We start from the raw sequence: 24,587 nt of genomic DNA on the forward strand, positions 1-24,587 counted from the left end.
TGCCTCTCCTGGTGTAAACGAATATGATTGATTTCCTATACACATTAAGATAGCATAGAAGGCAAGGAATAAACAATATAACGTTATAATGTTTATGAAAAATCCATGCTGCGCATGCGTTTCGCATGCTCCGGAGGTGCCTATTCACATGAAAATACGATTGTCGGGAGAGTTCGAGGCGCTGCTGCCAGGCATAGAACCGTTACTGCCGGATCTTGGCGTCACGTTAGCGGAAGACGGTATTGCCGTCCATGTCGACAAGTCCGCGAACGGACTCGAAGTCGGCCTCGCCGGCGGAGCCGGCTATATCCGGTACGAGCTTAAGCACCAATTCTACCGGGCTCTCGGCTTGCTCGTTCAACATGGTGCGGACGGCGCCGACTTCCGCATCCAAGAATCGCAGCAATTCGAACGGGTCGGTCCGATGTTCGACTTGTCCCGCAACGCCGTGCTCACCGTCGACGCCTTCAAGACGATGCTGAACAAGCTTGCGCTCATGGGCATGAACTCCGTCATGCTGTATATGGAAGATACGTACGAGATCGAAGGCGAGCCTTACTTCGGCTACATGCGCGGCCGCTATTCGCAAGCGGAGCTGCGCGAGATCGACGATTACGCCGACCGCTTCGGCATCGAAGCGTTCCCGAGCATCCAGACGCTCGCCCACCTGGAGGAGTTCCTGAAGTGGGCCCCCGTCTCCCACTACCGCGATACGAAAGGCGCGCTCATCGTCGGCGAGCCTCGCACCGACGACCTCGTCGAGCGCATGATCCGAGCGGCCAGCGCGCCGTTCCGCAGCCGCCGGATTCATCTCGGCATGGACGAAGCCGAGGAGCTCGGAAGAGGCAAATATCTCGACAAGAACGGTTATCGCGAACGGTTCGACATCATGGTCGAGCATCTCGACGCCGTACTTGCCGTCGTTCGCCGCATGAACCTGAAACCGATGATCTGGAGCGACATGTTCCTGAAGCTTGCGGTCGGGAACGCCGGCACCGAGCATAACTATTACGACAAAGGCACGACGATTCCGGAAGACATGGCCAGGCGCATTCCGAAAGACGTCGACCTCGTGTACTGGGACTACGTCCACCAAGAGCCGGAAGAGTACGAGAGCGTCATCGCCAACCACCGTCCGCTCGGGTGCAACCTCGTGTTCGCGGGGGCGGTATGGATCTTCAACACGTTCGGCGTCAACTACGGGATGTCGCTCGGCGCGTCCGATACCGCTCTGCAAGTGTGCAAGAAGGAAGGCATCCGCGAAGCGTACGCGACGATGTGGGGCGACGACGGCAACGAAGGCAATCCGTTCGCGGCGCTCCTCGGCCTGCAATTGTACGCGGAGCATGCCTACTCGGAAGGTAAACCGGAGTGGGCCCATGTCGCGGCCCGCGTGAAGCTGTGCACCGGCATCGAAGCGGAGACGTTCCTTCGGCTGAAGGATCTCGACGAGACGCCGGGCTCCGAGCCGAACAACCGGAAGCAGAGCAATCCTTCGAAGTTCCTGCTGTATCAGGACGTGCTGCTCGGCCAGTTCGACAAGCAGATCGAAGGGCTTCCGCTGAACGACCATTACGCTCGCCTGGAAGAAGCGATTCGCGGCGACCGCCATCCGGAAGCCGCGCTCGACTACTTGTTCGAGATGCCGCAGAAGCTAAGCGCCGTTCTGAAGCGCAAGAGCGAGCTCGGCATCGCGCTCAAGCGAGCATACGACGCGAACGATAAGGCGACGCTCAAGAGCATCGCCACGATCGAGCTGCCAGCGATCGCGGACGCCGTGCATGCGCTTCGCGAAGCCCACCGCGCGCAATGGCTTCGCATGTTCAAGCCGTTCGGCTGGGAAGTCATCGACATCCGGTACGGCGGCATTCTGACCCGTCTGGATACGGCGTCGAAGCGTCTCGCCGAATACGCGGACGGCACGCTCGCGCGCATCGAAGAGCTCGAGCAAGAACGGCTCGTCTTCAGCGCCGCCAACCGCCACAATAATCGCGGCATCGGCTGGTGCAGCTATTATTACCGAATGGCGTCGCCGAACGTGTTTTTCCACATCGTCAACCCGTTCTAAATCAGAACACCCTCGCCCGGATCCCGGACGAGGGTGTTCTTGTATTACCGATCCTATTCAACCTTTGACCGCTCCCGCGATCATTCCTTGCATAATGCTTCTCTGGAAGATCAAGTACACGACGATCGTCGGAATGACGGCGATCGCCAGCGCGGCCATCGTCAATTGATAGTCGGTCATGTAGCCCGTGGCGAACATCGAGAGGCTGAGCGGCAGCGTCTTCAGCTTAGGATCGCTGATGAACACGAGCGCGAACGCGAAGTCGTTCCAGAACCGCAAGAACGCCAGGATGGACACCGTAGCCAGCGCCGGCGCGGACAACGGCAGCATCATTCGGAAGAAGATGCCCCAGTAGCCGGAGCCGTCGATGTGCGCCGCTTCCTCGATTTCCTTCGGGAACGTCATCATATAGGCTTGAATGATGAAGATCGCGATCGGCAGCTCGAAGGCGACGTACGGCAGCACGAGCGCCCAGTACGAGTTGAGCAGGTCGATCTTGTTCATCATAATGAACAACGGAACGAGCGTGCTATGAACCGGAATCAGCATGCCGAGCAGGAAGAGGCCCATGACGAGCCATTTCAGACGGAATTGGAATCGGGACAGCACGTAGGCCGCAAGCGCGCCGGCCGCGAGCGTCGCGACGAGCGACAGCGCCGTAACGATGATCGAGTTGACCATGCTCGTGCCCATATCGGATATTTGCCAAGCCCGGGAGAAGCTGTCCCAATGCCAAGTCGACGGCAGCCCGAACGGGCGGGAGAAGAACTCCTCGTTGGACTTGAGCGAGCTGATGAACAGCCAGAATAGCGGATATAACGTTACCAAAGCATATAGGGTCATTAGCACGTTCGCGGTGCTGTTTTTCCACATGCGCAAGTTCATGCCAAAGCCCTCCTTAACGATTGTCTCTCTTCATGAGATATTGGCTGCCGACGATCAGAAGCAAGCTGAGCAGGATGATCATCGTGGATACGGCGCTGCCGTAACCGAAGCGATAGATGGCGAACGTGTTGTTGTACATATAGGACGCGAGCAATTCGGTCGAGTGCGCCGGTCCGCCTCCGGTCATGACGTAGATGAGGTCGAACGCCTTCAAGCTGCCGGAGATGCAGAGCACGACCGCGACCTTGATCGTATCCCAGATCATCGGAAGCGTGAGCGAGAACAGCTTGCGCGCGCCTTGCGCGCCGTCGATCTTCGCAGCGTCGTCCATGTCGCCCGGAATGTTCTTCAGCGCGGCCATGAACATGATCAAGTAAGGACCGATATAATTCCAGACGATCGGCACCATGAGCGAGTACATCGAGACGTCCGGATCGGACAGCCATTGCCGCTTCCAGGATTCAAGGCCGAGCTTGTCGAACAGGAAATTCAGGATGCCGATCTCGGGATGATAGATGTAGCTCCAGATGATGCCGACGACGACCGAGGACAGCACCATCGGCATGAACACCGCGGAACGGATGAACGAATGCAGCCAAGTATTGCGCATGAGCAGCAACGCGAGAATGAGCGCGATCGGCACCTGTCCGAATACGGACGCGGCCACGACGAGCATATTGTTCTTGAACGATTTCCAGAATACCGGGTCGAGCAGCACTTCTTCGAAGTTGTCGAACCCGATGAATTTCGCCGAGCCGATACCCTTCCAATCGAAAAATCCATAGTAAGCCGACCAGACGATCGGAATAATGACGAACACGCTGAACAGCAATAGCGCAGGCGCGAGACCGAGAGCGATGAAGCCTCGCATACGTCTGACGGACGTCATGCAAACCCCTCCTTCTTCTTTAATGAGAACGGTTTCAGCCCTCCTCCGGGGGAGAAGTACTGAAACCGCGATCTCGACTATGATTATTGGGCAATGGCCATCGCTTTCTCGTGGGCCGTTTGGATCTTCTTAGCGATCGACTCCGGGCTGCCGCCCATGAGCAATTCCTGCAAGCCGTTGTTCACTTCGTCAGCGGTAGCCGAAGGCAGAATGCCGTCGTATACCGGCGTACGGTTCACGCGATTCACGAGCTCGTACACTTCCGCGAAGATCGGCGATACTTTGCTCTTATCGAGCTCGACCTTGTAGCTGACGAGCTGGTTGCTCTCGAGAACGCGCTTCTGCGCATCCGGACCCGCCAACGCGTAGATCAGCTCGTGAGCCGCGTCTTTCTTCGCGCCCGTTACGCCCTTGGCCATGCCAAGACCCGTGCCGACGACGCCGGACAACGTATTCGGATCGCCTTTGCCGTTCGGCATGGACGGCAGAACCGTCGCGCCCATTTGCGCCAGCGCTTCGGGGGAAGCGTTCGCCGCGAGGTTCGTAAGCGCCCAGCCGCCGTCGATCATCATCGCCGCTTTGCCTTGGGCGAAGTATTGTTCCATCTGCGTGTTATCCAGCGAGTTGAAGCCGGCTTGGAAGGCGTCCGCGTCGCCAAGCTGCTTCAAATACGCCAGCGCTTGGACGAACTCCGGATCGGTGAATTTCGCGCCGTCCTGAGCGGCCGCCTTGAGGAACCATTCCGTTCCCGTCACGCGGTCGGCCAGCGAGCTGAGGATGCTGGATTGCGCCAACCATGCGGCTTTGTTGCCGAGGGCGATCGGCGTAATCTTCTTGCCTTTGAGAACTTCCACCGCGTTCATCAGCTCGTCCCAAGTCGTAGGCGCCTTCAGGCCGTTCGCTTCGAGAATCGATTTGTTGTAGTACAGAATCGATGTCGGGGACAATGCCATCGGAGCGCTGAAGACGTTCGAGTCGATCGTGAACCCGTCGAAGGAACCCGGCAGGAACCCTTCCTTCCATTCCGTCTGCTTGTCGAGCAGATCGTTGATCGGTTGGATCAAGTCGCCCGCTTGGAATTCCTTCGTCATGACGCCCGGCCACATGACGAACAGGTCGGGCATTTCGTTGGCCGCGGCTACCGTCTTCAGTCGCGTGCGGTAGCCGTCCGGCGGAATGCCTTGAACGTCGAGCTGGATGTTCGGATGCGACTTCTGGAACTCGTCGAGCACCGCGCGCATCGTCTTGGCGCGTCCGTCGTCGCCGGTATAGTTATGCCAAATCGACAGCTTCACTTTCTCGCCGTTCGCTTGGGATGGTTGTGCGTTGTTCGAACCCGCGGCATCGTCGTTGTTACCGTTGCTGCCGCAGCCCGTAAGAGCAAGGGAAGTCGAGAGAACGAGCGCCGAACCCGTAATAAGCCATTTTCTCATATCGTGAACCCCTCCTGGATAGGTGTACTGTCTTGCCTACGAGTTCAGTATAGGGGCATTACGGAATCGGCGGCAGGAGACATGCTTCGGTCGGAGGGTAGACAAACTTCAGTTTCTTAACCGATATTCCGATGGCGTCTTGCCCGTGATCTTCTTGAACAGCTGGCTGAAGTACTTCACGTCTTCGTAACCTACCCTTCCGGCGACTTCGTTAATCTTGATCGAAGACTCGTCCAGCATCTCCATCGCTCGGCGGATGCGTTCGTTCGTGACGTATTCGATATACGTCATGCCGATCTCGCGCTTGAACACTTCGCTGAAATGGTTCGGATTCAGATGGATATGGTTGGCCACGTGCTGCAGCGTCAAGTTGCGATCCAGGTTGTCCCGAATGTACGCGACGGCGCGTTGAATATACGACACCCGCTCGCCCGACATCGATTCGCGGTACAGATCCATATAAGACTTCAGCCTGGCGAACAGCGCCTCCTCCGGCTTGTCGTTCCGCTCTTCGGACAATCCGCCGGAGGCATAAGGCGGCGAGCCCGGCTGGCCTAACGCCTGCCATGCCCGCTCCAGCCAGCGCCGGGCGGACAAGATAACCGAGTTCATATACAAGTCGACCGATTGCGGCGTCGCATCGGGAACCTGCATGAGCGCGGTCATCGTCTCCTGCACCCAATGGCGCAGCTCGATGACGCTGCCCTGCTTCAAGATCGCGATCATTCTCGTCTCTACCTCTTGCGCGCATACCGTATTCCCGCCTTGGCGGGCTTTGACGCGTTCGTATTCCACCACGGCATCTTCTCCGGACATCCATCGGAACGTGCTGGCGTATAACGCTTCCTCGTACGACCGCTTCAAGGCTTCGACGTCCCTTACCGGGGAGCCCGCGGCGGCGAACAGCTTGCACTTCAGCTTGCGTCCGATTCTACCCAGCTCGATCTGAGCCTTCTGCAAGCTCGCGTCCGCCGCTTCCCCGCCGTCGCAGAGCAGGAGCACGACGCAGTCCGGACGGAGCACCGTCACGCAGGGCAGCAGCTCGGCGGCGATATTCTGCACGGAATAATGGAGCAACGCCACGCTCTGCGCGCCGTCTCCCCAGCCGGAAGCGGCGACGATCATCGCCCGGTACGTCCGCGCGTCCGCGCACGCGGCGGTCAGCAGCTGCCCGACCTGCTCGACGCCCGCCCGGTCCAGCGAGCCTTCCACGAGCAGGCGGTCCAGCAGCTTATCGCGGTACGCGGACTGCTTCACATGATCCTGCTTCTGCGATTCCCAACGGGACTCGATGCGTTGACGCGCCTTGATCGCGGCCTTGATGATCTCTTCCGGCCGGCTCGTCTTCAGCAAATAGTCGCTGACGCCCTCCCGAAGAGCCTGCTGGGCGTAACCGAAGTCGTCGTACCCCGTCAAGATGATGACTTCGGTATCGGGCAGCATCTCCTTCAGCTCGGCCGCGAGCATCAATCCGTCTTTGCCGGTCATGCGAATATCGGTTAGCACGATATGGGGCTTCTCCCCCGGAATGCGCTCGAGCGCCTCTTCTGCCGACTCGGCGGGAGGAAGCAGGTGGAAGTCCAGCTCCGCCCAATTGATGACGGTGCTGAGCCCGTTGCGAATGATGACTTCGTCGTCGACGATCAATACTTTAATCATGCCGATTCCTCCGACACTGGAATGGTGAACGAGACGCGCGTGCCGGCGCCGACGACGCTCTCGACGACCAATCCCGCGTTAATGCCGTAATGGAGCAACAGCCTCCGGTTCACGTTGCGCAGCCCGTAGCTGCCCTGAGGAACATCGTCCTGTTCGTCCGACCGGCTCAGCGCCGCCCGAATGTCAGCCAGCTTGTCCGGCACGATTCCGACGCCGGTATCTTCGACGGAGAACCGGATCGTCCCGCCTTGCTTCGTCGCGTTCACGCTGATGCTGCCTTTGCCCGGCTGCTTCTGGATGCCGTGAGCGAGCGCGTTCTCGATGAGCGGCTGCAGCAGCAGCTTCAACATCGCGTAGCGGTTCAGCTCCGGATCGATCGCGAACAGGATGTCGAACTTGTCCGGATAACGGATCGCCTGGATGTTCGCGTAATGGCGCGCATGGTCGACTTCTTGCTCGAGCAAGCAATATTGAGCGCCCTTGTTCAAGCTGAATCGGAGAAAATCGCTCAGGTTGCCCACCATGTCCGCCGTATTCTTGTCCTTGTTCATGAGCGCCATCCAGTGAATCGAAGATAACGTGTTATAGAGGAAATGCGGATTGATCTGCGCCTGCAGCGCCTGCATGTCGGCCTCCGTCTTCATCGCTTCGTTCAGCTTCACCTGCTCGGTCAACAAGCCGATTCGGTCGGACAGCTTATTGTAGCTGCGCACCAGCTGGCCGACTTCGTCCATCGATTCGACCGGATACGTGACCATCGGCTTCTCCGGATCGGTGTCCTTCAAGAAGACGGTCAGCATGCGAAGCGGCTTCGTCAACCGCCGTACGAAGTAGATGACGAGCGCGATCACGATGAACAGCGAGAGGCCGACCGCGACCGCGGTCAGCGCGAGCACGTAACGGTTCTGCGCCTTGTAGACGGAGAACGGAATGACCTCGACCAGCTTCCAATCGACGCCCGGCACCGTCAGATAGAGCACGGTGCGCTTGTCCTTGCCGCTCCCGTGGTTCAGCGAGCCGGAAGCTTCCCCCGGAAGCCGCAAGCCGGGCAACAGCGCGTCGATGCGCTCCGGCACGGACGGTCTCGAGCCCGACAAGATGCGTCCTTCCGCGTCGACGAGCAACAGGTCGCTCTCGCCTCCCGCTCCCGCTTCGCTTAAGATGCGGCCGATCGCCTTCTCGTCCATGCTGATGACGAGCGTGCCGATCTCCTTGTAGGAATACGTATTGCGAACCGGCCGAATGAGCGAGATGACCCTTTTCTTCCCCGCGTCGGTAACGGTCTCGTACCTTCTCGTCCAATCGTAGGGGTGATCCGCGGAATACTGGCCGTGTTCGGCCAAGACGTCCGGCAGCTCCGTGCCGAAGAACGTCGTGCTCGACGCCTGCGGCGCGCCGCTCTTCGGATAGATCGTAATATCGGCGATGTACGGCTTGAAGAAGACGAGATTGGACAGGAACTCGATCATCCGGGTCTGCATCTTCAGCGCGTCCAAGGCGGAGTTGTTCAAGTACGCTTGCACGTCCTTGCTGCCGATCAAGAACAACGACTGGTTCTGAATATCCTTCATGATGAACTCCAGGTTCGTATCGAGCTGCTTCAGGATGTTGCTGCCGGTCAGCTTCGCTTGCTCTTCTGCCAGATCCGAAGCGGTCAAGTACGAGAAGATTCCGAGCGATAATAAGGGGACAAGAATAGACACCAGCATGATCAACGACAACTTGCGCATGAGCGATTTACTGAACCAGGCCGTCATGACGATCCCCCGATATCCTTGTATCCTTGTTTGACCGTTATTGTAACAGATCGAAGCCCGTCGACGCATGATCGCACTTGGAACGACGAAAGAGGCACTACCCGGTCTCGCCCGGATAATGCCTCTCCCCATGCTCTCTTACTCGAACGGCACGCGAAGCTCCTTGCCCTCCGCGGCCGACTTGCCCGCCGTATCGAGCACGGCGATGACGCGGCGCGCCTGCTCCGGCTTCACGACGAGCTCGCCGCCCTTCGTCAGGTGGTCGACGATGTTCTCGTAGTAGCGTGGCCATTGAGACCCGCCGGTCTCGATCTTCCGCTCGACCCGCTTGCCGTCTTCTTCGGTATACAGCGTCACTTCCGTGTCTCCGTTGCTGATGATCGCGCCCTTCGTGCCGAGAATGCGGCGGTTCGGACGCGGCGCGTACGAGATGCTGGAGACGGTCAAGCTAGCGGAAGCGCCGTTATCGAACCCGATGACGACTTCCATATGGTCTTCGTTGGTCACGTCGTTCCACTTCAGCTTGTTCGCGAACCCGCGAACGGTCGTCGGCTTGCCCGGCATAATGCCGAATAGCGCGTCGAGGAAGTGCGCGCCCCAGTCGTACGCGATGCCGCCGGAGATCTCCTTATTGCCGCGCCACCAATGGCCCGGATGCCCGTGTCCGCCCGTGTACAGCTCCGCGGAGAAGATGTCCCCGATCGCTCCCTGCGCGACCAGCTCCTTGACCGCCATATACCAAGCATCCCACCGGCGATTATGGTAGACGGACAGCACAACGCCCTTCTCTTGCGCCTTGCGCACGAGCGCGTCGCCTTCCTCCGCCGTAATGCACATCGGCTTCTCGAGAATGCAATGCTTGCCGCTCTCCAGTACCTGCATGCCCAGCTCGTAATGCGTATTGTGAGGCGTAATGACCGCTACGAGATCGATATCCGGTTGCGCGAGCAGCTCCTCCACGCTCTTGAAGCCGCGGATGCCCGGCCAATCCTTCAACGCCTGCTCCAGCCGCTCTTCGTTCATTTCGCATGCAGCGACGAACTCGATCCCGCATTGCGTCATGTGCTCCGCGTGCATCTTCGCGATATTGAACGCGCCGCCGTACCCGATGACCGCGCTCCGGATTCGTCTTCCTTCGATAATCGCCATATGATTGTTTACCTCCCGGTTCTCCTCGAACCTGCGTGAACGCCCGATTTTCCCCCGAAAATCACCCTTAGTCTAGCATAGCTCCCGTTCGTCCTCTCTACGTTTTCGCGACACGATAGGTTTGAATTTATGCCATGTCCGCTTCGACTTGTGATTCGATGGCGAATGTGATTAACTGATTCCATCGTTGCACACAGGAGGACTGACTTTGCGCTTCATCGACAACGGCAACATTACCGACCCTACCCTTAACCTCGCGCTCGAGGAGTATATTCTTCGCAAGCTTCCGATCGAAGAGGAAGACTATCTCCTCTTCTACATCAACGAACCTTCGATCATCATCGGCAAGAACCAGAATACCGCCGAAGAGGTCAACGCGGCCTACGTCTCGGACAACGACATCCACGTCGTTCGGCGGCTGTCCGGCGGCGGCGCGGTATACCACGACCTCGGCAACTTGAACTTCAGCTTCCTGACGAAGGACGACGGCAAGTCGTTCCATAACTTCCGCAAGTTCACCGAGCCGGTCGTTACCGCTCTGCGCAAGCTGGGGGTGGAAGCCGAGCTGAGCGGACGCAACGACCTGCAAGTCGGCGAACGCAAAATATCCGGAAACGCGCAATTCGCCACCAAAGGCCGCATGTTCAGCCACGGCACGCTGCTGCTCGATTCCGAGATCGACGCGGTCGTCTCGGCGCTGAACGTCGACCCGTCGAAGTTCGCCTCGAAGGCGACGAAGTCGGTGCGCAGCCGCGTCGCCAACATCTCCGAATTCCTCGCCGGGCCGATGACGATGGCGCAGTTCCGCCGGTCGCTGCTGGAATCGATCTTCGCGGATTCGCCGGATATTCCGGAGTATAGGCTCAGCGAGCAACAGTGGGCGGAGGTCCGCGCGCTCGCGGACGAGCGCTACCGGTCGTGGGAGTGGAACTACGGGCGGTCCCCGGCGTTCAACCTGCGGCAGAAGAAACGCGTCGAAGGCGCGGGCACGTACGACGTACGGCTGAACGTGGAGGGCGGCATCGTGACGGAGGCGGCGATCTACGGCGACTTCTTCGGCACCGGCGAAGTGTCCGACGTGACCGGGCGGCTCGTCGGCGTGCGCTACGACGCCGCGTCGCTTACCGAAGCGCTGGCGGACATCGATCTGCGGGCGTATCTCGGTCCGATTCCTCGCGAGGAGTTCTTGGGGATGTTGTTGTAGGGAGGGGGCCGCGTAGGCGAGCAGGCGGATGGGCCGTTGGGTGGCCGGCGGGCCGGCGTGCCGTCGTGCCGTCGTGCCGTCGTGCCGTCGTGCCGTCGTGCCGTCGTGCCGATTTTGACACCGACTCGCCGCTCGGCAAGCCCCTTATTGTATTTGGTACAACTAATTTCGGCTCGCACCCTCGTTTCCGCGCGTTTAGTTGCATTTCGTGCAGCTATTTCGGCGTCAACCGGCCGAATGGCGGCTTTGATCCTAAACTAACTGTAGGTTTTGCAACTAAATCTCCGACCGAGGTTCAATGGGACAAATTAGATGTACGTTCTGCAACTAACATGCTCGCATACGCGAAGAGGCAGCCCGGCGGGGCTGCCTCTTCGTTATTCGTATAATCACCGTTTCGCCTCATTCTTCCAATTCGCCGATTCTCCCGTTCCGAACAGCTTGTTACCGTTATTATCGCACCCTCCATCGGATAGGAGTGTGGCGTTATATCGATCAGGTCGTCGTTTGAACGGCAAACGTCGCGCTCACGCTAGAATTAGCGGTCGACGTCGCGACAAGCAGGGCCGTGCGAGGATTGGCGTTGTGATTGATGCTGAATGTAACGGAAGAAGAGGTGACCTGCTGGAGTAAATCATTGGCGTCGTTGCCCTGCATGCTCCACGTCACGCCCTCATGGGTCATCGCGATGCCGAATTGATCTCTTACTACGGCCTGGAATGGCAGGTGATTATACGCACCGGGGTACTGCATCCGCAGGACGATCGGCTCTCCCGATTCGCCAATGATCGTAACGCTCGTAACGACCCTCACGACCAGTTCCGCAATCGTACTCCCGATGGCATCAATCTTGTCCAACTTCTCCTGATTCGTTGAAGCCGGCAAAGCCAATGCCGACTGCAACGCGTTCCAGCTCGCTGCCGTGTACGCCGTTACCGTTAGAGCGGCCGCCGTCTGCTCCGCCGTAATCAAAGCTTCCGCTCTCGTCACCAACGCCGAGATCGCCGCTTCGATCGCCGTCGTCTTCGCCACGATCTGCGCGTTCGTTCCCTCCGTCATTGCCAACGCCGTAACGAGAGCATTCCAATCTTCGGGCATGTAATCTTCTTCCGTGAGCGCGTTCGCCTCAGCGACCGCATCGCCCAAGTCCGCCGCTCCCGCGAACACCAAGTCCGCGATGGCCGCCTCGATCGCCGCCGTCTTCGCCACGACCTGCGCGTTCGTCGCTTCCTCGTCGCTCAGCGCCGTCTCGAGCGCAGACCAGCTTCCCGTCGTGTAATCCGCTTCCGCCAGCGCGTTCGCTTCTGCCACGACCGCAGCCAAGTCCGCCGCCCCCGCGAACACCAAGTCCTCAATGGCGGAATAGATCGCCGCCTTCTTCGCTACGACTTGCACATTCGTCGTTTCCGCGCCGACCAGCGCCGTCTCGAGCGCAGACCAGCTTGCCGTCGTGTAATCCGCTTCCGCGAGCGCGTCCGCCACAGCGACGGCATCGGCCAAGCCCGCCGCTCCCGCGAACACCAAGTCCGCGATAGCCGCTTCGATCGCCGCAGTCTTCGCCACGACTTGCGCGTTCGTCGTTTCCGCACCGCCAAGCGCCGTCTCGAGCGCAGACCAACTTCCCGTCGTGTAATCCGCTTCCGCCAGCGCGTTCGCCTCGGCAACCGCATCGACCAAGTCCGCCGCCCCCGCGAACACCAAGTCCGCAATGGCGGAATAGATCGCCGCCTTCTTCGCTACGACTTGCGCATTCGTCGTTTCCGCGCCGACCAGCGCCGTCTCGAGCGCCGACCAACTTCCCGTCGTGTAATCCGCTTCCGCCAGCGCGTTCGCCTCGGCAACCGCATCGGCCAAGCCCGCCGCTCCCGCGAACACCAAGTCCGCGATGGCCGCCTCGATCGCCGTCGTCTTCGCCACGACCTGCGCGTTCGTCGCTTCCGCACTGCTCAGCGCCGTCTCGAGCGCAGACCAGCTTCCCGTCGTGTAATCCGCTTCCGCCAGCGCGTTCGCTTCTGCCACGACCGCAGCCAAGTCCGCCGCTCCCGCGAACACCAAGTCCGCAATGGCGGAATAGATCGCCGTCGTCTTCGCCGCAACCTGCGCGTTCGTCGCTTCCGCGCCGCTAAGCACCGTCTCGAGCGCAGACCAGCTTGCCGTAGTGTAATCCGCTTCCGCCAGCGCGTTCGCCTCGGCAACCGCATCGGCCAAGCCCGCCGTTCCCGCGAACACCAAGTCCGCGATGGCCGCCTCGATCCCCGTCGTCTTCGCCACGACTTGCGCGTTCGTCGCTTCCGCGCCGCTAAGCGCCGTCTCGAGCGCCGACCAGCTTCCCGTCGTGTAATCCGCTTCCGCAAGAGCGTCAGCTTCTGCCACAACCGCAGCCAAGTCCGCCGCTCCCGCGAACACAAAGTCCGCAATGGCGGAATAGATCGCCGTCGTCTTCGCCGCAACTTGCGCGTTCGTCGCTTCCGCGCTGCTCAGCGCCGTCTCGAGCGCAGACCAGCTTGCCGTCGTGTAATCCGCTTCCGTCAGCGCGTTCGCCTCGGCAACCGCATCGGCCAAGCCCGCCGCTCCCGCGAACACCAAGTCCGCGATGGCCACCTCGATCGCCGCCATCTTCGCCGCAACCTGCGCGTTCGTCGCTTCCGCGCCGCTCAGCGCCGTCTCGAGCGCCGACCAGCTTCCCGTCGTGTAATCCGCTTCCGCAAGAGCGTTCGCTTCTGCCACGACCGCAGCCAAGTCCGCCGCTCCCGCGAACACCAAGTCCACGATCGCCGCCTCGATCGCCGCCGTCTTCGCCACGACCTGCGCGTTCGTCGCTTCCGCGCCGCTCAGCGCCGTCTCGAGCGCAGACCAGCTTCCCGTCGTGTAATCCGCTTCCGCAAGAGCGTTCGCTTCAGCGACCGCAGCGGCCAAGTCCGCTGCCGCTTGCGCATTGATCAAGCCCGCGATTGCCGCTTCGATCGCCGTCGTTTTCGCCGAGACTTCCATACTCGTCGTTTCGGGCAACCCCAACGCCGCCGCAAGAATGGCCCAGCTGTCTGATGAATATTCGCCTTCCTGCAGCGCCGCTGTGTTCGTTTTCGCCGTCTGCAGTCGTTCCTGCGCGGTCGGTTGTTGAGCTGGCGGCGTCCCGCCTCCGCCCGTCGAGTTGCCGACTTGCGAATCGACGCCTTCCTTCTTCACGACTTGAAGCGGCGCCTTCTCGAAAGTCGTGCCGTTCACGTTGATAATCGCCTTCTCGATCGTCCCTGAACCGACCACCTTCGTAACCGCGTCAAGCAGCAGATTGGCGATCGTAGTATCCATGCCCGTCTTGATCTCGTTGTTCGCCGAATCGGCCGATACGTTCAACTGTTGGACGACGCCCTTCAGCAAAGACACGACCACGTTGCCGGACAACACGTTCACCGTATCGAACGAACCGCTCAGCTCGATGGAGATCTTCTCCGGCAGCTGCTCGGACAGCGTTACGACGTTAACGCCGCCCGGGCTTGCGTCGTCGGCTTCTTCAAGCTTCGCGCCGGATTGAAGCACGATCTCCTCGACGGAGGAATCCCCTTCCAACACGATGCGTATCTGATGATTCGCCTTGTCGACGATCACCTGAGCCAGGACGGAATTCTCGATATGCACGCTGTTCGCCCCGCCGCCATGAATCTCGGTCAAGCCCGTCACCTTCACATTGCGAAGGATCACGTCGCCTTCTCCGACGTTCGCGCCGAGCAGCAAATCGCCATTAATGGTTACGTTCCGCAGCGTGACGCCGGGCGCTTGGATCTCGACGTTGCCTCGGATCGATTCGTTGCCCTCGCTCGGTCCGTAGACGCCCGCTTTTGCATATCGAACGACTGCGCTCGCTCTCGACTTGAGCGCCCGGTCTAACGTCGCGACCACTTCCGCTCGGCTAACCGGTCTGTCCGGCCGGAACGTGCGATCCGGATAGCCGCTCATGAGTCGCGCCTCGACGACCGCGCCGATTGCGCCTTTGCTCCATCCGGGTCTATTCTTCGTATCCTCGAATCCGCCGTACGAATTCGAGACCGGCAATACCAACAATCGGGATAAAATGACGGCCAATTCCTGACGGGTGACGAGCCCGTTCGGTTTAAACGTTCCATCCGGATAGCCGGACATATATTTCTGCGAATTCGCCGTTCCTACGGCTTCGTAATACCAATCGGAGGCGTTTACGTCCGAATAACCGATCGCCTCCGCGCCGCCCAACCCGAACGATCGGTTAATCAGCGCGGCGGCCTCGGCTCTCTTCACGGCATCGTCCGGCCTGAAGCTGCCGTCCGCATAGCCATCGATCAGTCCGCGCTCGATCCATGCGGAGATCGTCTCTTTCGCCCAATGATCGGCGATATCGGACGGCGAAGATGCGGACGTTCTTTGTATGCCCGCCCCCAAGAACCCCGACAAGATTACCGCCGTAGCCAGTGTGATCTTAACGATTCGATGCATCAACGATGGAACACTCCCTTACGCTTTTGCGATCCAATTTACCATCGGTAGGTAAAATAGCGGTAAAATCGACAAAAAGAACAAAAAAACGCCGGCACAGCGGCAAAAAAGAGGCGATATCCGCGGCAATCCCACGGACAAAGCCTCTTCTTCGAGTTACGAGATTCTGACGATCGCCGCTTCTTCGTCACGCAGCCCCGGAATGACGAGACCTTCCCGCATGAGCCGGGCACCGGCGATATTGTACGGTACCGCGTCTCCTTCTCCGGTCAGCGTCTCTACCTTATAGACCCTCTCCGGACTCAACGCCTTAAGCGTAAGCCGCCGGCCGTCTTCCCCTCCGATCAGGCGGAACGCGAACAGCAGATGCTCCGATCCGTCGGGCATGGCGTATTGGAACGCCGTCCAACGGTCTCCCTTCCCGCCGCGCACAGGCTGCTCCGTCAAGCGATACAGGTCGGCCTCCCGAACGAACCGGCGGACGACCCGCTTATACAAGTCGTTATGGAAGGCGACGCGCTCCGCCATCCAGGCGGGCAGCTCCGGCAAGCGCTGGGAATACCCGAGTCCGCCCAGCATGCCGATCCGGGTGTAATAATCGAATTGTCCGGGTCGAAGCGCAGGATCATGCGGATCGAACGACTGCGGCGGTTTTTTGCCCATCCATTCGCTGAACGTGAAGCGCAGCGTCGCGTCCGGGGCGAGCATCGTCGTCGCCCCCCAGAACGTCTGCAAGCTGTGCTCCGGCCAATCCGGATCGCTCAGGAACGTCGCGTGCGTATGCCGGAGGATGCCCAGATCGATGCGCAAACCTCCGGAAGCGCAATTCTCCAGCACGACGTCCGGATGCTTGTCGCGAATGCGGCCCAGCACCTCGAAGTACCCTTCCATGTGCCGGTACAGCCCGTCGCCGTCGCCGTGACCGTGATCCGCGCGGTCGCACCCCGCCCCGGGATCGAGATTGTAGTCCAGCTTGATCCAGTCGCACCGGTAGTCGGTGATCAGCCGGTCCAGCATATCGAACGCCCATTGCCGCGCATCTGGATTGCCCAGGCATACATAGCCGACGGGCTCCCCGTTCCGAGTCGCCGCGAAGCCCGGATGATCCTCGCCCAGCCGCGCTTCGGAGCCGAGCGCCTCGATCTCGCACCAGAGGCCGAACCGCAGCCCCTTGGCGCGGGTATAATCGGATAGCGCCCGAATGCCGGATGGGAAGCGCAGCGCGTTGACCCTGTCCCAGTCGCCTCGCGATTCGTACCAGTTCGCCTGCGCTTCGGACCGCCCGAACCACCCCGCGTCCAGCACGGCGATCTCGAAGCCGAGCCGCGCGGCTTCGTCCACGTTGCGGCGGAACGCCGTCTCGTCGATCGCCTTGTCCTCGTAGCTGAACCAGTGGTTCCACTCGACCGGCAGCGCCAGCGCTTCCTTCGTCCGGGGATACCAATGGCGCCTGCCCGCCCTCGCGAGCGGCACGGCCGTCGAATCGAGATCCCCGCCGCTGCCGAGCGCCAGAACGACCGGCGGACCGTCCAAGGATTCTCCCGGCCCGAGCTTCGCCGAGAATCCCCAGCCGTTCATGCCCGCGCCGAGAACGGAGCCGTCTTCGTCACCCGGCTCTAGCCGAATGATCCAATTGCCCGGCCAAGCGGGGCAGACGGTCAGCAACGCCCCGTCCGGCCGATCGAGCGTAAGCCAAGGATGCCGGTCGCTCGAAGACCGGCCTTGGCGGGTTTCCAGCGTGAATCCGCCTTGCCGGTCCAGCGGTTGCCGGACGGGCTCGAATTCCTGGCCCCATCCGCTCGCGAAGTAACGCAGCCCGCAGTCGTCCGGCCGAAGGACGAGAGCCAGCGAATCCAGTCGGTCGATCGCGACCGTCTTCTCGCCGGCGTTGCGCACGGTCATCCCGGTCTCCAAGACCGGCAAGCCCGGATAACAAGCGACGCGATAGTCGACCTCCAGCTTCGCTTCCGGCAGACGGAACCGCAGGACGGCTTGCCGGGTTCCGTCGGGTGCCGTATCGCGAAGGACGTCGACAAGCTCGCATTCGCGAGAAGACGCGCTCAACCGCCTTTCATCGGCGAGGATGCCGAATAGTCCCGACGCGACGTCGACCGAAGTCCACTCCAACCCGCCCGAGCCCGGAAGGCCGAACGAGACCGACCAGCCTTCGGGATGCGACAGCAGGTCGAACGTTAATTCGTCGTGCCCGAGCGTTATCGGCTCGGCATTCGCTCTAATTGCCTTCATGGCTAAGCATCGTCCTTCCCTTCATCGTCTTCCCGATCCGTAATCGAGCTTGCGGCCGTCGCGGTCAAGACCATCGCTCCGTCCCGGATGACGCCGGTCGTCCCGCACGCGGCGACCTTAACGCCTTCCATATCCCCGGCTAATACGCGCAGCTCCGCCCGCCAGACGCCGTCTTCGCCGAGCGATTGCTCGTACGTTCCCCAACCCGGTCCGACGCTCCAGAACGTCCGGAACCGTTCGGCCGACAGCCGCGGCTCGAAGCCGATCTCTCTCCGGTCCATATCGAAGCGGAAGCCGCCGAGCGACAGCAGCAGTCCCCAGCTCGCTAGCGAGCGAGCGTAATGATAGCCGCATTCGGCTTCGTCCCACGGGTTGCGGCGATAGCCGTCGTGCCTCTCCCATACGGCTCGCGCGAGCGTCAATCCTTCCTCGAGCAGCCCTTCGCAGATCATCCCGACCGCCACCTGGTATTCAACGCCCGTCCATACTTCGTCCGAATAGATGAACGGAAGCTTGGGACGTCCGCCGCGCGGCCAGGAGCACAGCACGAGTCCCTTCTCGTCGTTGAAGACGTAGGACCGCTGGCAATTCGCGTGGCGGGAGAAGTCGGTGCGGAAGTTGCGGGCGTACACGGCGCGGAGCGCGCCGCGCACCCTCTCCGGAGGCAGCAGATAACCGAGCCCGTACAGATGCGCGAGCTGCTGGCCGAACAGCTGGTCGGACAAGCAACCCGTTCCGTGCTGGTACTTGAAGGCGTTGACGTCGTCGATCCGCTGCTCGTAATACTCGCCGTTCCATAGCCGCTCGTTCAGCAATTCAGAACCGTGGCGGTACAAGCCTTCGTACTCGTCGGCTGCCCCGACGTCTCCGAGCGCCCGCGCCATCTCCGCGGCGGCCTTCAGCGCGCCCAGATAGATGACGCCCGCTAACGGGTTCCACCCGTGGAACTCGATGTCGTACGTTACGTGCTGCACGCCCTCCAATACGCCGTCCCCGTCGGGATCCCAATGCCGCGCCGCGAAGGCCAGCGACCGGCGCACTTGCGGCCACAGCTCCTCGAGGAACGGACGGTCGCCGCTGAGCTTCCATTCCCGGTATACCCGCATGACCGACCCGAGCTGCCCGTCGGCCGCCGGAGGCGCCTCGTCCTGATCGAACCAGGTCCAGTTATACTCGAACCGCTTATACGCGCGGAAGTTCATTTTGCCGTCGGCCTCGGTCTCCTCGAAGAACTCGGTCCGTCTCGTCCCCCGCTCGAGCGAAGGGTACAGGAACGCCGCGCCTTGCGCATAGTTCCACACGTGCGTGCAGTTCCCTTCGCAGGAGCCCTCCGTGTCGAGGCTGCCCTCGAACGCGAGCAGCAGACCGTCCTCCAGGCGGAAGCAGGTCGTGCTCCGGAGCGCCGCCAAGTTGGCCGACGCGGCGTCCAGCACGTAGGCGGGCATGGACGAGCCGAACAGCGCGCCGTGGAAGGCGTACGTATCCCGCTCCAATCTCTCGCGGTGCCGCAGCAGGTAATCGGCCGCATCCCAAGCGTCCTTGAACCGCAAGGCGTACGCGTTGCGCGCGACCGCCCTGTCCGGGTCCGAGATGCGGGCACGGTCGTTCCATCCGTTGATCCGGTTCGGAAAATGCCAAGCCAGCGCGAAGCGGAACGTCTTCGTCTCTCCAGGGGCGATCCGGGCGCAGGCTCCGAGCGTGCCGCTGTCCATGCGGCCGTCGGCGGAAGGCTCCTCATAGCCGAGATCGTCGAGCCGCCCGTCGGCGGCGAAGTCGTCCCAGAATTCCTGCAGGAAGTCGAACCAGGAGCCGCGAAGCCACACCGGCTTCGCCGTCGTCTCCTCCGCGTCCGTCGCAATTGCGACGCTGCCGTACCGAAGCTCGCCCTCGCCGTACTTGCGCGAATGCAGGAACAATCCCGCGCGATCCCCGTCTTTGCGCAGCTCGTGGACATGCCCGCCCGTGCCGTCGTAATCGAGCGTACCGTAGCCGTCGCAGGACAGACCGACCGGATTGCCCAGCGATCCCGCGATCGTGACGTCGACCGGCGCGTCGCCTGCGTTCGTCGCGCGATACACGAAGTAAGCGCCGGGGATCGCGGAGTCTTCCATGTCGCCCGGAATCATCGGCGTGTAGGCCGTCAGTTCGATCTGCACCGGTAAGCAGTCATCTTCGAAGACGATGCGGGCGATCGGATATTCTCCGATCAGCCGGGAGCCCGCGAGGCGCGGCAACCCCGCCGCCGTCTCGGGCGGATAACCGTTCGCCGCGCCGTAAGGCGGCGTCAGCCGCGATTCCAGCACGCGGGCGACCGGCTCGCCGCCCTCCTTCTTCGCCCAGACGGCGAAGAACGAATTGGGCAGCCTGTTCCGCTTGCCGGGACGGTTCTGAATCTCCCAATCCCGCAGCTCTCCGCGGCTGCCGAGAGACACGTTCCCCGTTCCGATGCCCCCGAGAGGGAAGGCCGCTTCCTTGGCCGTCCCGTCGAAAGAACGCCGGCTTAACCCGGCGCCGGCCCGATCGGACGCGCCTCCCTCGAGCCGGATGCCCGCCGCCGCTTGGCCGAACAGCTCTTCTCGCGTATAGATCCCGTCGGTCGTCGCGCTCATGCCCCGTCCTCCTCTCTCCAGGCCGTCTCCTCCGCCAAGCGCGCGCGCAGCTCCGCGGCGAACGCCTCCAGCGGCTCGATGACGCCTTGGTGGTGCATGACGAGCTGACCTTGCTCGTCGCAAGTCGATACCCATGGAGCGTAGACGTCCATGTACCGCCGCTCCAGCTCCAACGCGGCTTCGGCTTCGGCGAGCAGTCCCGCGAGCAGCCCCGGTGCCGGCCAAGCCGCATGCGGGTTGCCGATCGGCCAAGCCTTATAGCCGATCAGCGGAAGCTTCGCGTTCTGGAGCCGGCCGACCGCCCGGACGTGCCACTCGCTCATCGCGCACAAGTCGGCCAGGTAAGCCGCCTGCTCCGCTCCGCCGAGCCATCCGTCGGCCGAAGCGCGGCAGGCGTCCGCCAACTCGCTGAACGCGGCCGCCGCCGCGGCGTAACGCCTCGCCGAGCCTTCGAGCACCCGCCACGAATAACCGGGCTCGCCGGTCGAATGGACGATGACCCAATCGGAGGTGAAGCCGATGTTGTAATTGCGCCGCTTGGCGTAGGCCGAAGCTTCTTCCAGAAGCGCATATGCGCGGATTGCCTGCTCCGCTTGCCCCGCGCCGTATCGAGACGCCGCGTACCGCCGCTCCCGGCCTTCTTCGTCCGCGTTCCAACATAGCGATGCGGCCGCCGCGAAGTTCGCTTCGAGCGAGCGGACCCGCCAATGATTGAACGACATCGACCGGGCGCCCAGCCGCATCGCCGCACGCACGTTATCCCGAAGCGAAGACGTCCAGTTCTGTGCGAGCATCATGATGCCGTCGAACTCCAGCCACGAGAAGACGCCGACGCGATGGCCGGCGTCCGCCAGCGGGCGCCAGTCGGGCAAGCTGTTCGCGATGTCGCCCGCGCTATAATCGGCCAGGCAGTGGAACCGAGTACCCGCCGGCAGCATGGCCGCGATCGCCGGCATCATCAGCCGCACCGTCTCCGGGTTCGGACTGTACACGGCGATCGACGCCGTCATCTCCCGCTCCGCCAGCATGGCGCGCACGCGGGAATCCGCGAGCGCGTCGAGCGCCAACTCGACGAACCGCAGAGAGCCGACGACCGTCGGGTAATAGTCGTTGCCGGGCAATACGGTCCAATACGGATGCGCCTTAGGGTTCATCTCCGGCCCTTCGTTCGGCGGGACGATCCGCCCCAGCGCCTTCAGGTCGAAGAGCGACTCGTCCAGCCCGAAGCGCTCGCTCAGCCTGGCAATCTCCGACTCGTAGCTCTCTCCCGGACCGGGATGCCATGCCGTTCCCTCGCGGGAAATGAGCTGCAGCTCGTTCAAGTCCGGGAACGCGGCGGCCGCCTGCAAGCAGCGCTCCGCGGTAATGTCCAGCAGCAGCGGATCGCGGGCGTCGAGCGCGCCGAGCCGTTGGCCCGACCAGCCGGTCTGCCAATCTTCCGGCAGCGCCAGACCCGCTCCATCGCCGGCGCCGCCGTTAGCGGAGAGCGCGTCCAGCACGCCAGGCGGAACCGATTCCGGCTCGAACGACAACGTGTTGCGGATGCCCCTCGCGCCGGCGCGGGCCATCATCCGCGCCAACCGGCCGTGCACGGCCGCCAGCAACGCCTCCGGATCCCGGATGTCCTCGAATTCCCGAGGGAACCAATGCTCCTTGACCTTCACCCGGTCCCGGCCGATCATGCCGGGATCGATCGGCTTCCGGTCCAGGTTGCCGAGACTCAGATCCAGATGCCGCACGCCCCGGTATTCGAACGGAAACCATTGCTGCGGCGTGTACATATGGTAGATCAGCGAATTCAGCTTCAATCTGGCCGTTCGGTCGACGAACGCCGCGAATCCGTCCTCGCTGAAGAACGACTGGTCCTGCACGAAATTCAGATGCATGCGAATGCCGCGTTCCTCCACGGACGGCGAGTGCCGCACCCGCAGCATAGGCGGATCTAGGCGCGCGACCGGCGGAGGAGTCCGTTCCCCGCTCGCCTCGAAGAGAACCCCGAGACGTTCCAGCCATTCGTAGACCGCATGAAGCACCGCGGCCGGACTGCCTCCTTCGACCCGCGCGCCGCGCTCGTCCGAGATGAGCGAGATCTCTCCGGGCCCGAGCTCCGGGTTCAGCGACAACGTCGCGCGGAAGCGCGCCCCGTCCGCCTGACGGCCCCAGCATACCGCGGAGCCTTCGATCCATACTTCTTCTACCGTCATCGCCGCCGCGAAAGCCACGAGCTCCCTTAAAGCGTACCCGATGATGTCCGCCCGGTCTTGCTTGTTCGCGGATCGTGTCATGATTCCGTATTCCTCCCCTTCGATCGCGGCTCGCGCGGAGCCGCCTTACAGCTTGATCGCCCCTCCGGTCAGCCCCTGAACGAACTGCTTCATGCCGAGCGAGAACAACAGGAGCAGCGGGATACTGGCCAGCGTGTAGCCGGCCATCAGCGGGCCGTAATCTCCCGGATAACCGGTCGTCAAGTACGCGAGGCCGGTCGTGATCGGTCTCATCTCTTGCGTCTGGATCGTCACGAGCGGCCAGATGTAATCGTTCCATACCCCGAGGAACACCTGGATGCCGGATAGCGCGAGCATCGGCTTCAGCAGCGGCAGCGCCAAGTGACGGAACGTCTGGAACTCGCTTGCCCCGTCGATGCGGGCGCTCTCGAACAGCTCGTGAGGCTGCTGGCTGACGAACGTGCGCATGACGAACACCCAGAACGGCTGCGCGCCGCCGACGGCGAACAGGATGACGACCCAGTACGTGTCGAGCAGGCCCATGCGCCACGCCAGCACGAACGAAGGAATCAGATTGAGTACGGCGGGCAGCAGCATTTTCGCGAAGATGACCCAGAACAGCGCTTCCTTGAACGGGAATTTCAGCTTCGCGAACGCGTAACCGGCGAGCGCCGCGATCAGGCAGCCGAGGAGGGCGCTTCCTCCGGCCATGATCAGGCTGTTCCAGACGAGCGGGGATACCATCTCCCACGCGAACGTATAGTTGTCCCAATGGTACGGGCCCTTCAAGGAGAAGAACTCGAACATGATCTGTCCCGTGTCCTTCAAGGACGTCTGCACCATTAGCACGAACGGGTAGAAGATCAGCACGCACGTGGCGATGATGAAGCCGTGCTTCAGCCACTCGGCCGGCGACGATCGTTTGCGGCGCGCGCGGCTTGCGCCGCCTTCGCGGATTTCCGCGCCTGCGGATGCCATCAGTCCTCACTCCTTATATACTTCATCGTGACGATCGAGATCAGGAGGGCGATCGCGAACAGCATCAAGCCGACCGCCGAAGCGTAGCCGAAGTCGACCTGCTTGCCGAACGCCTTCTGATACATGTACAGTCCGGGCACCATGGTGGCGTAGCCGGGCCCGCCGTTCGTCAGAATCAACTGCGTGCTGTATCCGGTAATCGTGCCCGCGAGCACGCCGATCACGTTCAGCTTGAACTGGCCCTTGATCAGCGGAAGCTCGAGGGAGAACGCCCGCCTCACCGGGCCTACGCCGTCGATGCTGGCGGCGTCCCAGATGCTGGTGTCGACGCTCTGCAGGCCGCCCAAGTAGATGAGCGCGTGCACGGTCACGATCCACGGGAAATTAAGGAAGAGAATGCACCACTTCGCCAGGTTCGGATCTCCGAGCCATAGCTGCGTCCATTCCTCCAGGCCGATCGACGTCAGGAACTGATTGAAGAAGCCGTATTGCGGGTTGTACATGAACTGCCAGAGCAGCAGCGTGACGATCATCGGAATGATCATCGGCAAGCAGTAGAGAATCCGGTACGCGTATTGGGCCTTCTGATTCTTGATGCGGACGAGCGCGATGCAGGCCACGATCGTCGGAACCATCAGCACGAGATTGAAGAACAGGAAGAACAGCATGTTCCGCACGGATTCCCAGAACAGATCGTCCCGGATAATCTCCCTGAAGTTGTCGAACCCGACGAACCGTTCCAGGTTCGCGCCGTTCCAGCGGAAGAACGAGTGGTAGATGCCGTCGAGCATCGGCACGTATTCGAACAGGATCGTGAATCCCAGCGCGGGAAGCACGAACGCGTAAGCCATCAGCCAGGCGCGCGCCGAACGGCTGCGGCCGCTTCGCGGCGGCGCGGGTATTGAGGGTTGAGCCATGACGTCCCGCCTCCTTAATCAGAGTAAACGAACGGGGAGAACGTCCGCGCGCCGCTTCTGGCACGCTGTCGGAGCGTCTCCCCGCCAACTGTCGCCGTCC

14 protein-coding genes are annotated in these 24,587 nt (G+C 61.6%); 2 read left to right on the plus strand and 12 right to left on the minus strand.

Translation table 11 applies throughout. The features are described 5' to 3' along the window. Positions 1–148: 148 nt before the first annotated feature. Entirely contained in the window at positions 149–2,068 is a 1,920-nt protein-coding gene (locus ACFQZG_RS20140) for a beta-N-acetylhexosaminidase (protein WP_378155756.1), read from the plus strand. 57 nt (positions 2,069–2,125) lie between these two features. Here ACFQZG_RS20140 and ACFQZG_RS20145 read toward each other — a convergent pair whose 3' ends face one another. The 6 genes from ACFQZG_RS20145 to ACFQZG_RS20170 form a co-directional block, all read right to left on the minus strand. Next, positions 2,126–2,953 (minus strand): carbohydrate ABC transporter permease, encoded by an 828-nt coding sequence (locus ACFQZG_RS20145; RefSeq protein ID WP_378155758.1) that lies wholly within the window; start codon positions 2,951–2,953, stop codon positions 2,126–2,128. A gap of 13 nt (positions 2,954–2,966) precedes the next feature. Beyond that, positions 2,967–3,842 carry a carbohydrate ABC transporter permease gene (locus tag ACFQZG_RS20150; RefSeq protein ID WP_378155760.1) on the minus strand — a complete coding sequence of 292 codons (876 nt, stop codon included), beginning with the start codon at positions 3,840–3,842 and terminating at the stop codon, positions 2,967–2,969. Between the two features lie 83 nt (positions 3,843–3,925). Then, positions 3,926–5,275 (minus strand): extracellular solute-binding protein, encoded by a 1,350-nt coding sequence (locus ACFQZG_RS20155; RefSeq protein ID WP_378155762.1) that lies wholly within the window; start codon positions 5,273–5,275, stop codon positions 3,926–3,928. A 108-nt stretch (positions 5,276–5,383) separates the two neighbouring features. Then, a complete protein-coding gene (locus tag ACFQZG_RS20160; protein ID WP_378155764.1) occupies positions 5,384–6,934 on the minus strand; it encodes a response regulator in 1,551 nt (516 codons plus the stop codon). Beyond that, positions 6,931–8,691 (minus strand): sensor histidine kinase, encoded by a 1,761-nt coding sequence (locus tag ACFQZG_RS20165; RefSeq protein ID WP_378155766.1) that lies wholly within the window; start codon positions 8,689–8,691, stop codon positions 6,931–6,933. Before ACFQZG_RS20165 ends, ACFQZG_RS20160 begins: the two co-directional genes overlap by 4 nt. A 138-nt stretch (positions 8,692–8,829) precedes the next feature. Continuing rightward, positions 8,830–9,840, minus strand: coding sequence for a Gfo/Idh/MocA family protein (locus tag ACFQZG_RS20170; RefSeq protein WP_378155768.1), 1,011 nt, complete (start codon positions 9,838–9,840; stop codon positions 8,830–8,832). A gap of 208 nt (positions 9,841–10,048) precedes the next feature. Between ACFQZG_RS20170 and lplA the strand changes: the two genes are divergently transcribed. After that, positions 10,049–11,044, plus strand: a complete 996-nt coding sequence (gene lplA, locus ACFQZG_RS20175) for a lipoate--protein ligase (protein WP_378155770.1) — start codon at positions 10,049–10,051, stop codon at positions 11,042–11,044. 495 nt (positions 11,045–11,539) lie between these two features. On the opposite strand, the gene ACFQZG_RS20180 is transcribed toward lplA, so the two are convergent. From ACFQZG_RS20180 to ACFQZG_RS20205, 6 genes are all read right to left on the minus strand, one after another. Further along, entirely contained in the window at positions 11,540–15,511 is a 3,972-nt protein-coding gene (locus ACFQZG_RS20180; protein WP_378155772.1) for an S-layer homology domain-containing protein, read from the minus strand. A gap of 156 nt (positions 15,512–15,667) precedes the next feature. Beyond that, positions 15,668–17,758 carry an alpha-galactosidase gene (locus ACFQZG_RS20185; RefSeq protein ID WP_378155774.1) on the minus strand — a complete coding sequence of 697 codons (2,091 nt, stop codon included), beginning with the start codon at positions 17,756–17,758 and terminating at the stop codon, positions 15,668–15,670. Between the two features lie 2 nt (positions 17,759–17,760). After that, positions 17,761–20,367 carry a GH116 family glycosyl-hydrolase gene (locus ACFQZG_RS20190; RefSeq protein WP_378155776.1) on the minus strand — a complete coding sequence of 869 codons (2,607 nt, stop codon included), beginning with the start codon at positions 20,365–20,367 and terminating at the stop codon, positions 17,761–17,763. Further along, positions 20,364–22,652 (minus strand): hypothetical protein, encoded by a 2,289-nt coding sequence (locus ACFQZG_RS20195; protein ID WP_378155778.1) that lies wholly within the window; start codon positions 22,650–22,652, stop codon positions 20,364–20,366. The genes ACFQZG_RS20190 and ACFQZG_RS20195 overlap by 4 nt, the downstream gene beginning before the upstream one ends. A gap of 45 nt (positions 22,653–22,697) precedes the next feature. Further along, entirely contained in the window at positions 22,698–23,570 is an 873-nt protein-coding gene (locus tag ACFQZG_RS20200; protein ID WP_378155780.1) for a carbohydrate ABC transporter permease, read from the minus strand. Beyond that, positions 23,570–24,487 (minus strand): carbohydrate ABC transporter permease, encoded by a 918-nt coding sequence (locus ACFQZG_RS20205; RefSeq protein WP_378155782.1) that lies wholly within the window; start codon positions 24,485–24,487, stop codon positions 23,570–23,572. Before ACFQZG_RS20205 ends, ACFQZG_RS20200 begins: the two co-directional genes overlap by 1 nt. Positions 24,488–24,587: the final 100 nt, after the last annotated feature.

Origin of the sequence: Cohnella sp. GCM10027633 (genome assembly GCF_042675445.1) — a bacterium.
GTDB lineage: Bacteria > Bacillota > Bacilli > Paenibacillales > Paenibacillaceae > Cohnella.

What these genes read in the sequence shown, in the direction of transcription:
- ACFQZG_RS20140 (WP_378155756.1), top strand. Translation starts at nt 149, where the DNA reads ATGAAAATACGATTGTCGGGAGAGTTCGAGGCGCTGCTGCCAGGCATA.
- ACFQZG_RS20145 (WP_378155758.1), bottom strand. Translation starts at nt 2,953, where the DNA reads ATGAACTTGCGCATGTGGAAAAACAGCACCGCGAACGTGCTAATGACC.
- ACFQZG_RS20150 (WP_378155760.1), bottom strand. Translation starts at nt 3,842, where the DNA reads ATGACGTCCGTCAGACGTATGCGAGGCTTCATCGCTCTCGGTCTCGCG.
- ACFQZG_RS20155 (WP_378155762.1), bottom strand. Translation starts at nt 5,275, where the DNA reads ATGAGAAAATGGCTTATTACGGGTTCGGCGCTCGTTCTCTCGACTTCC.
- ACFQZG_RS20160 (WP_378155764.1), bottom strand. Translation starts at nt 6,934, where the DNA reads ATGATTAAAGTATTGATCGTCGACGACGAAGTCATCATTCGCAACGGG.
- ACFQZG_RS20165 (WP_378155766.1), bottom strand. Translation starts at nt 8,691, where the DNA reads ATGACGGCCTGGTTCAGTAAATCGCTCATGCGCAAGTTGTCGTTGATC.
- ACFQZG_RS20170 (WP_378155768.1), bottom strand. Translation starts at nt 9,840, where the DNA reads ATGGCGATTATCGAAGGAAGACGAATCCGGAGCGCGGTCATCGGGTAC.
- ACFQZG_RS20180 (WP_378155772.1), bottom strand. Translation starts at nt 15,511, where the DNA reads ATGCATCGAATCGTTAAGATCACACTGGCTACGGCGGTAATCTTGTCG.
- ACFQZG_RS20185 (WP_378155774.1), bottom strand. Translation starts at nt 17,758, where the DNA reads ATGAAGGCAATTAGAGCGAATGCCGAGCCGATAACGCTCGGGCACGAC.
- ACFQZG_RS20190 (WP_378155776.1), bottom strand. Translation starts at nt 20,367, where the DNA reads ATGAGCGCGACGACCGACGGGATCTATACGCGAGAAGAGCTGTTCGGC.
- ACFQZG_RS20195 (WP_378155778.1), bottom strand. Translation starts at nt 22,652, where the DNA reads ATGACACGATCCGCGAACAAGCAAGACCGGGCGGACATCATCGGGTAC.
- ACFQZG_RS20200 (WP_378155780.1), bottom strand. Translation starts at nt 23,570, where the DNA reads ATGGCATCCGCAGGCGCGGAAATCCGCGAAGGCGGCGCAAGCCGCGCG.
- ACFQZG_RS20205 (WP_378155782.1), bottom strand. Translation starts at nt 24,487, where the DNA reads ATGGCTCAACCCTCAATACCCGCGCCGCCGCGAAGCGGCCGCAGCCGT.